Origin of the sequence: Arthrobacter oryzae, from assembly GCF_030812315.1 — a bacterium.
Lineage (GTDB): Bacteria > Actinomycetota > Actinomycetes > Actinomycetales > Micrococcaceae > Arthrobacter > Arthrobacter oryzae_B.
In genome coordinates this window covers 136324-149344 of record NZ_JAUSSM010000001.1, presented here as the reverse complement: position 1 = coordinate 149344, position 13021 = coordinate 136324, and the positions used below count along the sequence as shown (strand labels likewise).

Annotated in this window: 16 protein-coding genes; all 16 read right to left on the bottom strand. The window is 65.9% G+C overall.

What is annotated here, in order from left to right; all coding sequences use genetic code 11:
• Positions 1-48: 48 nt before the first annotated feature.
• Positions 49-423, bottom strand: a complete 375-nt coding sequence (gene rpsM, locus J2S97_RS00765) for a 30S ribosomal protein S13 (RefSeq protein WP_066293239.1) — start codon at positions 421-423, stop codon at positions 49-51.
• A 173-nt stretch (positions 424-596) separates the two neighbouring features.
• On the bottom strand, positions 597-710 hold the full coding sequence (gene rpmJ / locus J2S97_RS00760) for a 50S ribosomal protein L36 (protein ID WP_009358722.1): 114 nt from the start codon (positions 708-710) through the stop codon (positions 597-599).
• Positions 711-779: 69 nt separating this feature from the next.
• Entirely contained in the window at positions 780-1001 is a 222-nt protein-coding gene (gene infA / locus J2S97_RS00755; protein ID WP_009358723.1) for a translation initiation factor IF-1, read from the bottom strand.
• Positions 1002-1154: 153 nt separating this feature from the next.
• A complete protein-coding gene (locus tag J2S97_RS00750; RefSeq protein WP_307045622.1) occupies positions 1155-2330 on the bottom strand; it encodes a P1 family peptidase in 1176 nt (391 codons plus the stop codon).
• Between the two features lie 121 nt (positions 2331-2451).
• Positions 2452-3279, bottom strand: a complete 828-nt coding sequence (gene map / locus J2S97_RS00745; RefSeq protein ID WP_307045620.1) for a type I methionyl aminopeptidase — start codon at positions 3277-3279, stop codon at positions 2452-2454.
• 37 nt (positions 3280-3316) lie between these two features.
• The gene (locus J2S97_RS00740) at positions 3317-4228 is read right to left on the bottom strand and encodes an NAD-dependent epimerase/dehydratase family protein (protein WP_307045618.1); all 912 of its coding nucleotides are present in this window, start codon (positions 4226-4228) and stop codon (positions 3317-3319) included.
• Positions 4225-5922, bottom strand: a complete 1698-nt coding sequence (locus J2S97_RS00735; protein ID WP_307045616.1) for a class I adenylate-forming enzyme family protein — start codon at positions 5920-5922, stop codon at positions 4225-4227. The genes J2S97_RS00740 and J2S97_RS00735 overlap by 4 nt, the downstream gene beginning before the upstream one ends.
• Positions 5912-7114: a cytochrome P450 gene (locus J2S97_RS00730; RefSeq protein ID WP_307045614.1), complete on the bottom strand. Its 1203-nt coding sequence runs from the start codon at positions 7112-7114 to the stop codon at positions 5912-5914. Before J2S97_RS00730 ends, J2S97_RS00735 begins: the two co-directional genes overlap by 11 nt.
• On the bottom strand, positions 7111-7896 hold the full coding sequence (locus J2S97_RS00725) for a glycosyltransferase family A protein (RefSeq protein WP_307045612.1): 786 nt from the start codon (positions 7894-7896) through the stop codon (positions 7111-7113). The genes J2S97_RS00730 and J2S97_RS00725 overlap by 4 nt, the downstream gene beginning before the upstream one ends.
• Positions 7893-8927, bottom strand: a complete 1035-nt coding sequence (locus J2S97_RS00720) for a 3-oxoacyl-ACP synthase III family protein (protein ID WP_307045610.1) — start codon at positions 8925-8927, stop codon at positions 7893-7895. The genes J2S97_RS00725 and J2S97_RS00720 overlap by 4 nt, the downstream gene beginning before the upstream one ends.
• 209 nt (positions 8928-9136) lie before the next feature.
• Positions 9137-9706: an adenylate kinase gene (locus tag J2S97_RS00715; RefSeq protein ID WP_307046517.1), complete on the bottom strand. Its 570-nt coding sequence runs from the start codon at positions 9704-9706 to the stop codon at positions 9137-9139.
• 5 nt (positions 9707-9711) lie between these two features.
• Complete coding sequence (secY, locus tag J2S97_RS00710; RefSeq protein WP_307045608.1) at positions 9712-11022, bottom strand: preprotein translocase subunit SecY; 1311 nt, start codon at positions 11020-11022, stop codon at positions 9712-9714.
• Between the two features lie 188 nt (positions 11023-11210).
• On the bottom strand, positions 11211-11705 hold the full coding sequence (gene rplO, locus J2S97_RS00705) for a 50S ribosomal protein L15 (RefSeq protein ID WP_011692793.1): 495 nt from the start codon (positions 11703-11705) through the stop codon (positions 11211-11213).
• Entirely contained in the window at positions 11706-11912 is a 207-nt protein-coding gene (rpmD, locus tag J2S97_RS00700) for a 50S ribosomal protein L30 (protein ID WP_056626615.1), read from the bottom strand.
• 3 nt (positions 11913-11915) lie between these two features.
• Positions 11916-12641, bottom strand: coding sequence for a 30S ribosomal protein S5 (gene rpsE, locus J2S97_RS00695; protein ID WP_307045605.1), 726 nt, complete (start codon positions 12639-12641; stop codon positions 11916-11918).
• Complete coding sequence (rplR, locus tag J2S97_RS00690) at positions 12638-13021, bottom strand: 50S ribosomal protein L18 (RefSeq protein ID WP_011692796.1); 384 nt, start codon at positions 13019-13021, stop codon at positions 12638-12640. The genes rpsE and rplR overlap by 4 nt, the downstream gene beginning before the upstream one ends.

Here is a 13021-nt window from a genome sequence, read left to right as displayed (position 1 = left end):
TCTCCTACAGAAAGTTTATTGGGGGAAAACGCGTTAATCCCTCAGGGATTAACGTGCCTTCTTCTTGCCGGCCACGGTACGCTTCGGGCCCTTGCGGGTACGTGCGTTGGTCTTCGTGCGCTGTCCGCGAACGGGCAGGCCCTTACGGTGGCGAATACCTTCGTAGCTGCCGATTTCCACCTTGCGGCGGATATCTGCTGCTACTTCGCGGCGAAGGTCACCCTCAACCTTGTAGTTGCCTTCAATGTAGTCACGCAGCTCAACCAGCTGGGTATCGGTGAGGTCCTTAACTCGGACGTCAGCGCTGATGCCAGTGGCAGCCAGGGTTTCGTGTGCACGGGTCTTGCCCACGCCGTAGATGTAAGTAAGCGCAATTTCCAACCGCTTTTCGCGGGGAATGTCTACGCCAGCGAGACGAGCCATATTGGCGGTACTCCTTGTATAAACCGGAGGTCGTAGGCAGTACACCCGCACTTTCAGTGCGGCCCCAGCCTCCGACCGGGGGTTAGCTGTCCGGGCTCATACGTCCCAATTCAGCTTGTGCTGCCTTTATTTACTTGCGTGGGTTAGCAACCCAGGGTTTCCCGTGAAGGAAATTAGCCCTGGCGCTGCTTGTGGCGCGGGTTCTCGCAGATCACCATGACCCGGCCATTACGGCGGATCACTTTGCACTTTTCGCAGATCTGCTTGACGCTCGGCTTGACCTTCATGGCGTTCCTTTGCGTGTTGCAGTTGGTCAGCTGGACCGGCCTTCGGCTATTGCTCTGGCCGCCCAGTGTTTACTTGTAGCGGTAGACGATACGACCACGTGTCAGGTCGTACGGGCTCAGCTCCACCACTACCCGGTCCTCAGGGAGAATCCTGATGTAGTGCTGGCGCATTTTTCCAGAGATGTGCGCCAGAACGATGTGCTTGTTGGTGAGCTCAACGCGAAACATCGCATTAGGCAGCGCCTCAGTCACAACGCCCTCGATCTCAATGACCCCGTCCTTCTTGGCCATACCCTCCGCTAACTGTTGTTGCCACAGCCTTCCGATTGGCACCGGACATGACTGCGAACGTTTTTGATTGATTGGTTTCTGCCTTCCGACCGCAAAAGGGCGCAAACAGGGCAGACAACCAACAGACAACATTACGCCATCTTGGCAGGAATGTTAAATCGGACCATGGTAGCGCACTACCGGGCCGTACGCAGCAAATTCACCCGCCGGGGTTGTGATGCCCGCGGCCCGGGAGATGCCATCCAGGATGGCTTCGGTCACGACGTCGGCCGCCGCGCTCTGCAGCGCGATAAGGCTGAACGGCCTCGGAGTCCCGGCGCTCTCCAGTTCGACGGCGCCCGTGGCCAGGCAGAACACGGTGTCACCGTCCGCCAGGGTGTGGCTCGGATTCAGCGCGCGGGCCAGGCCGGCGTGGGCAGCCGAGGCGGTCCGCTTGCAGTCAGCCTTACTGAGGACAGCATTCGTGGCGACGACGACGAGCGTCGTGTTCAGGGGCGGTTCCTCTGCGGTTTCCGCCGCAACGGCCGAAACCGTCGGCGTGCTCGCTCGTTCCTCCCCACCGGCCCCCTCGCCTCGCAAGCTCGACGAGGGAACCCGGCCGTCGTGGCCCCCGCTTAGACGCACGCTGCCGGGTTCCGCCCGCTTCGGCAATATGCCAGACTCACCATCCGCGTTGGCGTATTTTTCAACAGGCTCACCCCTCGACCCGAACGGCATCCCCACCGCATTGACTATTGCCAGGGCCCCTACAACCACCCCGTTGTCTAAAGTGACCGAAGCCGTCCCTACTCCCCCTTTGTACGTCCCCCGGCCAATGACCGCTCCGGTGCCGGCCCCCACGCTGCCGCGTTCGACGTCGTGACCTTCCGGCTGCGCGGCAGCGGCGGCAGTTGCCGCGTAGCCCATCTCCTCGTCCGGGCGGGCAGCAAAGTTGCCGCCGCGGCCCAGGTCGAAGATGGCCGCAGCGGGGACGATCGGCACCAGGCCGCCGGGCACCGGGAGGCCCCTGCCGTTCTCCTCGCACCAGCGCTGGGCACCGCGAGCTGTGACCAGGCCGTAGGCGCTGCCGCCGGTGAGCACTACGGCGTCCACCTGCTGCGAGAGCGTGGTGGGATCCAGGGCGTCCGTTTCGGAGGTCGCCGGACCGCCGCCGCGGACGTCCACGGAACCCACGGTTCCGGGCGGGGGCAGCACCACGGTGACCCCGGTGAGCCAGCCGCTGTCGTTGGGGACACCGCCGTCGTTGGGGTCACCGCCGTCGGGCCCGTGGAATCCTGATCGCTGGACATGGCCTACCCGGATCCCGGGGACATCGGTAATCGCTCCCATGGGTCCATTGTGCCCCCTGTGCAGGACGCGCTTCCGGTGCCTCGATACGCAAAATCCCTGGCGCTACCGTTATTCCGGTGTCGCCAGGGATTTTGCGCGTCGCAAGGAAATTTGCGCGTCGCTACGGGATCGGGACGGGGACTACTCCCAGCGGCGCAAGCCGCTCCGCACCGCCGTCGGGCGCTGAAAGGACCCAGATGCCCTTTTCGTGCACGGCTACCGAGTGCTCCCACTGGCAGGAGCGCTTGCCGTCGGTGGTCACCACGGTCCAGTCGTCGTCGAGCACGGCGGTTTCGATGCTGCCGCGGACCAGCATGGGCTCGATCGCCAGGCACAGCCCGGGACGGATCTTGGGCCCGCGGTGGCTGGTGCGGTAGTTCAGCACGTCGGGCGCCATGTGCATCTCGGAGCCGATGCCGTGGCCCACGTAGTCTTCCAGGATGCCCAGCGGCTTGCCCTGCACGGAGGCGACGTAGTCGTCCACGGCGCAGCCGATGTCCCCCACGAACTTTCCCGTGGCCAGCGCCGCGATGCCGCGCCACATGGCTTCCTCCGTGACCTCGGACAGCCGGACGTCTTCGGGATCGGGGGTCCCCACAATCACCGTGCGGGCGGAGTCGGAGTGCCAGCCGTCCACGATCGCGCCGCCGTCGATGGAGATGATGTCGCCGTCGTTCAGCACACGGTTGCCCGGGATGCCGTGGACCACTTCCTCGTTGACGGAGGTGCAGATGGTGGCCGGGAACCCGTGGTAGCCGAGGAAGTTGGACTTGGCGCCCGCCTCGTCCAGGACCGCAGCGAATACGGCGTCCAGCTGCGCAGTGGTGGTGCCGGGAGTGGCAGCCGCAACCGCAGCGTCCAGTGCGCGGCTCAGGACCAGGCCGGCCTCATGCATGGTGCGCATTTGGGCGTTGGTCTTGTATTCAATGCGGGGCTGTCCGAATGCCATATATACCTCAGTGCTTCGTCTCGCTGGCGGGATGCGTTCATCCCAGGTCTCTGATCCATTCTCCCGCACCTGCGAAGCTGCTCGGGACAGGGTCCACTCCCAGCTCCTCCCGCAGCCGCCGTGTGCAGTAGGTCCGCTCGAAGCCGAGCTGGCTCACGGCGTAGCGCGTCAGCCGCGGCGGCCTGCGCGTCACGCCCGCCATCGCCTCCAGGGACGCCGCCAGCGTCATCGCCGCCCGCATCGGGATGAAGCCGAGTTCGACGTCGGACCGGCCGGTGGCGTCCAGTACCTCCCGCAGGACCTGGCCAAGTGCCACTGAGCGGTGGTCGGCGACGTTCACGGTTCCGGCCGCCTCCGAGGTGCAGGCAGCGAGCGCTGCCAGGGCCAGGTTGCCGATGGACGTCAGCTGGTGCTGGATGTCCGGGCCGCCGACGCTCAGCAGCCGGCCGTGGTGCACGTTGCTGATGAGCCGCGGCAGAAGCGTCCGGTCGCCGGGGCCGTAGACGCCGTGCGGCCGGAGGATCACCGAGTTGCCGTGCCGCGCCGCCGCGGCCTCCGCCAGGGCCTTCGAACTGGAGTAGGCATTCAGGTACCGCCCCGCCACCGCGTCCTCCGGCCGGTCAACGCACGGCTGCCACCACGGATAGACGCTGGAGCTGGAAATGTGGACCAGCCGCGCACGCGGGAAGGCCGCGGCAACGGCCTCGGTCCCCAGCACGTTGACACGGTGGAACAGCTGCGGCGGTCCCCAGTCGCCGACATGCGCGCCGGAATGCACGACGGCGTCAACGTTCGGCGGCGAGGACAGTGGCCCTGCGCTGAGGTCCCACACGCTAAGGCCCGGGAGCCGGCGCCGGCCGTACCGGATCACCTCCCAGCCGCGTTCCTCGGCGGCAGCGGCAACGGCTCCGCCGACAAAACCGCTTGCCCCGGTCACTGCGATCCTCACGGCGTCCCTTCCGGCGGGCGGCCTTGTGACCGCAGGTCTTCGAAACGAGTCCTCAGGGCAACGCGGTCCGGTTTGCGGTGCCTGCCGGACGCCGGGAGCTTCGACATGAGCTCGATCCGGTCAGGCAGCGCCGATTCGTCGATGAGTTTGGGCAGCGCGCGGAGGAGCGTCCGCAGCAGCTCCTCCTGGTTGCGACCGTGCTTCGGTTCAATGGCAAGCCATACCGCTTCGTCGCCGATGCCGTCCGGGACGCCCACCATCACGGCCTGGCCAACACCGTCAATGCCGGCAATGACGGGCTCATACAGGCCCGGGTAGATGTTGGTCTTGCCGCGGATGATCATGTCCTTCTTGCGCCCCAGCAGGACCAGCCGGCCGTGGTCCAGCCGGACGAGGTCGCCGGTGGCGTGCTCGTCCATGGTGTCCTCGCCGAGGTAGCCCAGGCACATGTTCGGCCCGGAGACGATCAGCTCGCGGTCGTCCGCCACCCGGAGGCGCACGCCCGGCAAGGGCTCGCCGAGGTAGTCGCCCTCCCCTGCGCCATCCGGCGTCCGGAATTCGGCGGTGCCTCCGGACGCGAAGCCCAGTTTCTCGTGCCCGTCGGCGATCGCGATGGGCAGCACTTCCGTCATGCCGTAGATGCAATGGAAGCGCACTCCGGGGAGGAGCCCGGCAGCCCGTTCCAGGAATGGGGCCAGGACCGGGGCGGCACCCAGCATGACCGTCTTCAGGGTGTCCGGCCACGCCAACTGTCCCGCTTCCACGGCGTCAAGGATCGGAGCCAGCTGTGAGGGCACCAGGAACACGTGGGTTGCCGCCTTATGCCCCGGCGAGGATCCCAGCTCGCCCGCGAACCGCAGCGGATCGATCGCGGCGGACAGCCCATACGCCGGCATGGTCCAGTGGGCACCCGCGATCAGGGCCGGCAGGCCCATCATCAGCTGCTCCGAATGGATGCGGTCACCGGCCGCGAAAGTACAGCGAGTGCTCAGCTGGCCGAAGCCGGCCGCCAGGGTCCCGCGGCTGTGCACCACTCCTTTGGGGTCCCCGGTGGTACCGGACGTGAAGATGATGACCGCTTCCTGCCCCGGCGCAGCCTCCATCGCCGGCAGTGAGGCGGAAGCGCCGCCGTCGTGGGCGCCGCCGTCGTACTTACGGCCACGGCGGGCCGCACTTCGGGACAGGGAACGGATGTCCATGGACTTCGGCGGGACTCCAGGAAGCCACGGACCGGAGTGATAGTGCCGGACGCTCATTGCTCCGTAGTCCGGAAGCAGCAGGCCGCGCCGGCGGGCAAGGGGCCGGAGCGGGCCGCGCGCGCTGAGGGCATAGAGCAGGGACTCGGAGGCCGCCCACCGCGGGGACGCCAGCGCGGTCCTCTTCCGGAACAGCTCGGGCCCAACCCCCGGGTCGATGAATACAATGGCTCCGCCTGCCCGGACGGCGGCCAGCGCGAGGGTGAATGCCGCCGGACCGGGCCGTACCGAAAACAGCAGGCGTTCCCCGGGGCCGAAGCCGTCACGCCGCAGGCCTGCGGCCGTGGATTCGATCCCGGCAGCAAGGTCCCGGTAGCTGATCGTCTTGCCGGGCCTTCCGCTGCGTTTGCCTGGGGCCGTGATGGCCGGATGGTCCGGGTACTCCGATGCGGCATCGTACACGGCGGCAATGAGGTCATCCGGCAGGTCAGTTGGCACGGGTCAGCTCCAGGGACTTGTAGTGCGGAATGAGCACGTTGCGGCTAACGGTCCGGGAGCGGATGGACCACGGGGTCCGGCGGTACTCGTCCAGCAGCGCGGCCAGCGCGCAGTTGATCTCGGCCATCGCCAGAGGCATGCCGATGCAGAAGTGGGCGCCCGCCCCGAACCACAGCTGGCGGGCCGCCGGGGGAACTGGCGTTGCCGGGTCGAAGCCGCCCAGGCTCTTGACCGCGTGCACGGTGGACAGCAGGATGCGGTCCCCCGGCCTGATCCGGACGCCGCCCAGCCGCCCGGCCGCCGTCGCCTCGCGGAGCATCATCGGCGACGGCGCCGTGTACCGCAGGCCCTCGTTGACGGCGTCCGGGAGGCCGCTGCGGTCGGCTGCCAGCCCGGGCACCCGGCCGTCGTCGAACAGCATGGCGGTGAGCCGCGGAACGTAGGACACCAGGGTTTCGGTCCCGGCGATCACAAAGGCGCTGACGATCCCCACTGCTTCGTCCTCGCTGAGTCCCAGGACACGGAGCCGCCCCGGAAAGGTGGCGGGATCGTCACTGCGGTAGGCGTTGCGCACGGGTCCGGCCAGAATTTCGACGGCGGCCTTCGCCTTCGCCACCTGCGGCGCCGTCAGCTGTGGCCGGCCCAGCCGCACCAGCGAGGTGATGGACGTGCCCAGGTTGAAGAGCTCGGTGTCCGGCAGCCGGCCGGGCGCATCGTCGCGGACACCCAGCAGCCTGCTGATTACTCCCCCGGACAGCTCCTTGACCAGCCCGACGAACTCCACGGAGCCACCGTTCGCCAGCCCGCCGGCCAGCCGTTCGCGCAGCCGTACGCCGGCCGGGGCAACGATGGCGTCAACGGCCCGCGGCGTGAAAAGGCCGTTCAGGCGGCGGCGCAGCTCAAGATGATCTTCCCCGTGCATGTTCAGCAGGACGCGGGGTCCCACCACGGGTGTCCACAGCGCCCCTGAAGCCTTGGAGCCGGACTTCGAATAGCTCGCGTCCATCAGGACTTCGCGGACGAGTGAGGCCTCGCTGACCAGCACGCCCAGGCCCGGCAGCCGGACAACGGGCCGGAGCTTCCCCAGCCCGCGGATCAGCGGGTAGGCCACCGGATGGGCTCCGGTGTGCAGCCGCCGCTCCCAGACGGCAAGGCTTCCCGTCGCCGCGGCCCGAGCCGGATCGGTTCTCACCGGATGTCCACGTGGTCGGGGCGGAACCGGTGGTCCGCGTACCAGGCAAGGGTGTTGGGCAGGCCCCAGGCCTGTACCCGGCGCGAGGATCCGAAGACCACCACGTTGCGCCGGAGGGCATAGGCGCGCGTGAGCTTGCGGACGCTGTTGGAAAGCGCACGGTCCTCATGCAGGTCCTCGATGCTGGTGCGGGGAAATCCCCCGGACCGCAGGTACAGCTCCGCGGTGATGGCCATGTTGCAGCCGGGCAGCATCTGGTAAGGACCCAGGTAGCCCTCCCCTTTGTTGCCCGGGCGGATGCGGCCAAAGAAGGAGGCGACTTCCACCGCCAGCAGCATCAGCCAGCGGCTTGCCCGGCCCAGGCCTTCGTCCAGCCGCGGGTTCAACTGCCCGGCAATCATTTCCAGGCCGTCGTCGAACGCTTCCATGATGCGCAGTGTCCAGTCCGGGGCGGGGAGGCAGTCCGCGTCCGTGCGTGCCAGCCAGCGCGCGCCCTTCAGGGCGCCGAAACGCATGCCCGTATCGGCGGCGGCCCCGGTCCCCTTTTGCGGCTCGTGGATCAGACGGACATCCATGGCCGGGTGAATCCGGGCAAAGTCCGCGACGATTGCCTGTGTTGCGTCCGTGGAACCGTTGTCCACCACCACGAGCGTGAAGTCTTTGTGCAGCTGCGTGGCCAGCGCCTGCAGTGACTGGCGGATCAGCTTCTCCTCGTTGAGGGCCGGCATCGCCACACACAGTGCCCGCACCGGCGGTTCGCTATCGGGCAACGGTGCCGTCACAGCCGCACCACGGCGATGCCCAGGCTCACGCCGCCGGCCAGCCCCACCAGTGCCACCAGGTCGCCGGGGCCGCACCGGCCCAGGTCCTGCGCCACCTTCAGCTGCAACGGCAGGCTGACTGAGGCCATGTTGCCGAAATCCTCCACGGTCCGGACAAGCTTCTCCTGCGGCACCCCGGCCCCGCGGGCGAAGATGTCCCGGTAGGGGGCACTCACCTGGTGGACGCAAACGACGGCGAAGTCCGTCCACGCCAGGCCCAGCCGTGCCAGGGTCTCGTCCAGGATGCCCCGGCCCAGGTCTAGGAACGCGTCCTTGAGCTTTTCGCCGTCCATGTTGAAGTACGTGGCCTCTGGGTCCCTCGGAGCCACGGAGCCGCCGGTGGCGAGCGTTCCCACGGCCCAGTGGCTGCTCTTGGCTGTGAACCCCATGCCCAGCACTCGGGACCCGGCGTCGTCGTCGGGGTCTGCCGGTTCCAGCAGCAGCGCGCACCCGGCGTCGCTCATGGTGTAGCCGGGGAAGGCCGCAGCGAACGTGTCCTGGTCCGGAACGGACCAGCGCACGGCCCGGGACGGCGATTCGCCGCTGACCAGCAGGACGCGACGGTACCGGCCGGATCCGATCAGGGCGTCGGCCACCTCGAGGCCGTTCAGGATGCTGTTGCAGGCGTTCTTGACGTCCATCACGGGGCAGTCCATGCCAAGTTTTGCGGCGACCATATGGCCGGTGGCCGGTTCCACCATGTCCTGGCTTGCCGAGGCAAAAAGGAGGAGGTCGACGTCGGCGGGCTGCAGTCCCTGGTCCGCCAGCAGTTTGGCCGCGGCGACGGCCGCAAGGTCGGAAGCCTGCTCGGTCACGGCCATCACCGACCGCGTCCGGATGCCCGTCAGCCTGCCGATCAGGCCCTTCGGGACGCGGAAACCGGGGCTGGCGGCCGCGAGCTGCTGCTCCAGTTGTCCGGTTCCCAGCCGCCCGGGCGGCACATAGACTTCGAGGCCGGCGATCCTCGCCGCCCCCGCAAGGGTCTGGTTCATGCAGTATCTCCCCACAGACAATGCGCCCGGTGATTCCCGGTTCCGGCGTGAGCGCCTGACGGCCTCCGCCAAGGGCGGCGCCGCCCACAATAGGGGCGCCCTAGACAAGGAAGGGCGCGTCCCGTACACGATGGTACGGGACGCGCCCTTGCTGGCACTGAAGGCGGGCCGGGTTCCGGCATGCGCCTCGGAGCCCGGCTAATCCTGGATCAGGCTGCCTGTGCTGCCTTGATGGCTTCCATCACGCGGTCGGTGACCTCGTCGATGGCGCCGATGCCGTCAACCTGGGTGAGGATGCCGCGTTCGGCATACTTGGCCACAACGGCCTCGGTCTGCTCGTGGTACAGGTCCAGCCGGTGGCGGATGACGGCTTCGTTGTCGTCGCTCCGGCCGGTGTCCTTGGCGCGGCCCAGGAGGCGGTGCACCAGTTCCTCGTCATCGGCGGTCAGCTGCAGGACAACGTCCAGCTTCTGCTCACCCTTGGCGAGGATCTCATCGAGGTAGTCCACCTGTGCGGTGGTGCGCGGGTATCCGTCCAGGAGGAAGCCGCTTTCGACGTCGTCCTCGCTGAGGCGGTCGCGCACCATCTTGTTGGTAACGCTGTCCGGCACGAAATCGCCGGCATCCATGTACTTCTTGGCCTCGACGCCCAGCGGCGTCTCACCCTTGACGTTGGCGCGGAAGATGTCGCCGGTGGAGATCGCAACGACGCCGAGGCGCTCGGAGATCCGATCCGCCTGCGTTCCCTTGCCTGAACCCGGAGGTCCGATAATCAGCATTCTCGTCATCGCAAAAGCCCTTCGTAGTGACGTTGTTGTAGCTGTGCGTCAATCTGCTTGACCGTTTCCAGGCCGACACCCACCATGATCAGGATCGAGGTGCCACCGAACGGGAAGTTCTGGTTGGCATTGATCAGGACCAAGGCGACCAGCGGGATCAATGCCACGAAGCCCAGGTAGAGGGCGCCGGGCAGGGTGATCCTGGATAGGACGTACTGCAGATAGTCCGCCGTCGGCTTACCGGCCCGGATACCCGGGATGAAGCCGCCGTACTTCTTCATGTTGTCGGAAACCTCTTCAGGATTGAAAGTGATTGCGACATAGAAGTAGGTGAAGAAAACAATCATGGCGAAATAGAGCGCCATGTAGATGGGGTGGTCACCCCGCGTGAGGTTGTTGTTGATCCACTCAACCCACGGCTGAATCGGTTCGCCCTGCCTCGGCTGGTTGAACTGCGAGATCAGGCCCGGCAGGTACAGCATCGAGGATGCGAAGATGACGGGCACGACGCCGGCCATGTTCACCTTGATGGGGATGTACGTGCTGGTCCCGCCTACGGTCCGCCGGCCAATCATGCGCTTGGCGTACTGCACGGGAATGCGTCGCTGCGACTGTTCCACGAACACCACGAGGGCCACGGTGAGCAAACCGATCGCCAGCACCATGAAGAAAGTGCCCGGGCCCTGCGAGGTCCAGATGGCTCCGAGGGACGTCGGGAAGCTGGCGGCGATGGAGGTGAAGATGAGCAGCGACATACCGTTGCCCACGCCCTTCTCCGTGACGAGCTCGCCCATCCACATGATCAGGCCGGTGCCGGCCGTCAGTGTGATGATGATGAGGATCGTGGTGATGACACTCGCATCCGGAATGATATCCAGCTGGCAGTTGGGCAGCAGCTGTCCTGAACGTGCCAGCGACACCAGCGTCGTGGCGTTCAACAGGCCCAGGGCGATGGTCAGGTAACGCGTGTACTGCGTCAGCTTGGATTGCCCGGACGCGCCCTCTTCGTACAGCTGCTGGAACCGGGGAATGACTACCCGGAGCAGCTGCACAATGATGCTGGCCGTAATGTACGGCATGATGCCCAGGGCGAAGATGGACACCTGCAGCAATGCACCGCCGCTGAACAGATTGACGAGCTGGTAGATCCCGCCCGAGGTCTGACCGTTCTGCAAGCATTGCTGGACATTCTGGTAGTTCACACCGGGCGAGGGGATGAAGGCACCCAAGCGGAAGAGCGTGATGATTCCCAGCGTGAACAACAACTTGCGTCGCAGATCAGGCGTGCGAAAGGCCCGGCCAAATGCGCTAAGCAAGCGTCCTCCTGATTGGTTTATAAAGTCGTGTGAGAAAGGTCAATAAAACCCAACAACCGAGTCTAACGGGTTGATGCGTCCCGCGAACAATCGGTGAGGTCCAAAATGAGAAAAAACTCCCGGTACGCAGGGCCTGGGCCCCGCGTACCGGGAGTTCTCACAACGGGCAGTTGCCCCGCCGTCCCCTATTAGAGGGCGGTGGTGCTTCCGCCTGCTGCTGCGATCTTTTCTGCGGCGCTGGCCGAGAATGCGTGGACCGTGACGTCTACCTTGACGGTGATGTCGCCGGTGCCCAGCACCTTGACGGGCTGGTTCTTGCGAACGGCACCCTTTTCGACCAGGTTCTCCACGGTGACTGCGCCACCTTCCGGGAACAGCTCGTTGAGCTTGTCCAGGTTTACAACCTGGTACTCGACCCGGAACGGGTTCTTGAAGCCGCGCAGCTTCGGCAGGCGCATGTGCAGCGGCAGCTGGCCGCCGGCAAAGCCAGCCTTGATCTGGTAACGGGCCTTCGTACCCTTGGTACCGCGACCGGCGGTCTTACCCTTGGAACCTTCACCACGACCAACACGGGTCTTGGCGGTCTTGGCACCCGGGGCGGGACGCAGGTGGTGAACCTTCAGTGCGTTCTGCTTCTCAGCAGCGGCGCCCTGTGCCTTTTCGGCGGTGTTCTTCTCTGCCATTTACTTCGCCTCCTCTACCTTTACCAGGTGCGGAACCGTGTTGAGCATTCCAACGGTCACGGCATCGGCGGTGCGGACAACGGTGTGTCCGATCCGCTTCAGGCCGAGGGACCGAAGGGTGTCGCGCTGGTTCTGCTTGCCGCCAATGGCGGACTTGATCTGAGTGATCTCCAACTGAGCGTCGGAGGGAATCAGGTTCTTAGCCATGACTCAGACACCTGCCTTCTGGTTCAGGAGAGCCTTCACCATTGCCGGCGGAGCGATCTCGTCGAGCGGGAGGCCGCGGCGTGCTGCCACTGCTGCCGGCTCTTCGAGGCGCTTCAGGGCATCAACGGTCGCGTGAACGATGTTGATGGCGTTGGAGGAACCGAGCGACTTGGAGAGGATGTCGTGGATGCCCACGCACTCCAGTACTGCACGGACCGGACCACCGGCGATAACACCGGTACCGGCGGAAGCCGGACGCAGCATGACGACGCCTGCGGCGGCTTCACCCTGAACGCGGTGCGGGATGGTGCTGCCGATGCGGGGAACGCGGAAGAAGGACTTCTTGGCCTCTTCAACGCCCTTCGCGATTGCGGCAGGAACTTCCTTAGCCTTGCCGTAGCCAACGCCGACCATACCGTTGCCGTCGCCGACGACGACGAGGGCGGTGAAGCTGAAGCGACGACCACCCTTGACGACCTTGGAAACACGGTTGATGGTTACAACGCGCTCTACGAACTGGCTCTTTTCGGCTTCGCGGCCGCCATCGCGGCCACCACGGCCACCACGGTCGCCACGGCCCTGGCCGCGGTCGCCACGCTCGCCACGACGAGCGCCACCACGGCGGTCGTCAGTGGTAGCAGGCGCAGCGGTCTCAGTTGCCGGAGCAGCTACGGCTTCAGTCGCCTTCTGATCTGCAGACACAATGTCCTTTTCGTTATTTTCGGTCACAGTGACAGCCCACCTTCACGTGCGCCGTCAGCGACGGCGGCGATCCGGCCGTGGTACTTGTTACCACCGCGGTCGAAGACAACTGCTTCGATACCGGCAGCCTTGGCACGCTCGGCGACCAGTTCGCCAACGCGCTTGGCCTTGGCGGTCTTGTCACCATCGAATGCACGAAGGTCGGCTTCCAGTGTGGAGGCGCTCGCTACGGTCAGGCCCTTGGTGTCATCGACAACCTGGACGAATACGTGGCGTGCGGAACGGTTGACGACCAGACGAGGCCGTACAGCCGTTCCGGAAATGCGCTTGCGGATACGAAGCTGGCGGCGGCTGCGTGAAGCAGACTTGCTCTTGTTCGTACGCTTCTTGTTAATTGCGATGGCCAT

Excerpts from the sequence above, each read along its gene's own strand:
- map (WP_307045620.1), bottom strand. The coding sequence starts at position 3,279 with ATGGCATTCGGACAGCCCCGCATTGAATACAAGACCAACGCCCAAATG.
- rpmJ (WP_009358722.1), bottom strand. The coding sequence starts at position 710 with ATGAAGGTCAAGCCGAGCGTCAAGCAGATCTGCGAAAAGTGCAAAGTG.
- rplR (WP_011692796.1), bottom strand. The coding sequence starts at position 13,021 with ATGGCCATCGCAATTAACAAGAAGCGTACGAACAAGAGCAAGTCTGCT.
- rplO (WP_011692793.1), bottom strand. The coding sequence starts at position 11,705 with ATGGCAGAGAAGAACACCGCCGAAAAGGCACAGGGCGCCGCTGCTGAG.
- J2S97_RS00750 (WP_307045622.1), bottom strand. The coding sequence starts at position 2,330 with ATGGGAGCGATTACCGATGTCCCCGGGATCCGGGTAGGCCATGTCCAG.
- J2S97_RS00720 (WP_307045610.1), bottom strand. The coding sequence starts at position 8,927 with ATGAACCAGACCCTTGCGGGGGCGGCGAGGATCGCCGGCCTCGAAGTC.
- rpsM (WP_066293239.1), bottom strand. The coding sequence starts at position 423 with ATGGCTCGTCTCGCTGGCGTAGACATTCCCCGCGAAAAGCGGTTGGAA.
- J2S97_RS00715 (WP_307046517.1), bottom strand. The coding sequence starts at position 9,706 with ATGCTGATTATCGGACCTCCGGGTTCAGGCAAGGGAACGCAGGCGGAT.
- rpmD (WP_056626615.1), bottom strand. The coding sequence starts at position 11,912 with ATGGCTAAGAACCTGATTCCCTCCGACGCTCAGTTGGAGATCACTCAG.
- infA (WP_009358723.1), bottom strand. The coding sequence starts at position 1,001 with ATGGCCAAGAAGGACGGGGTCATTGAGATCGAGGGCGTTGTGACTGAG.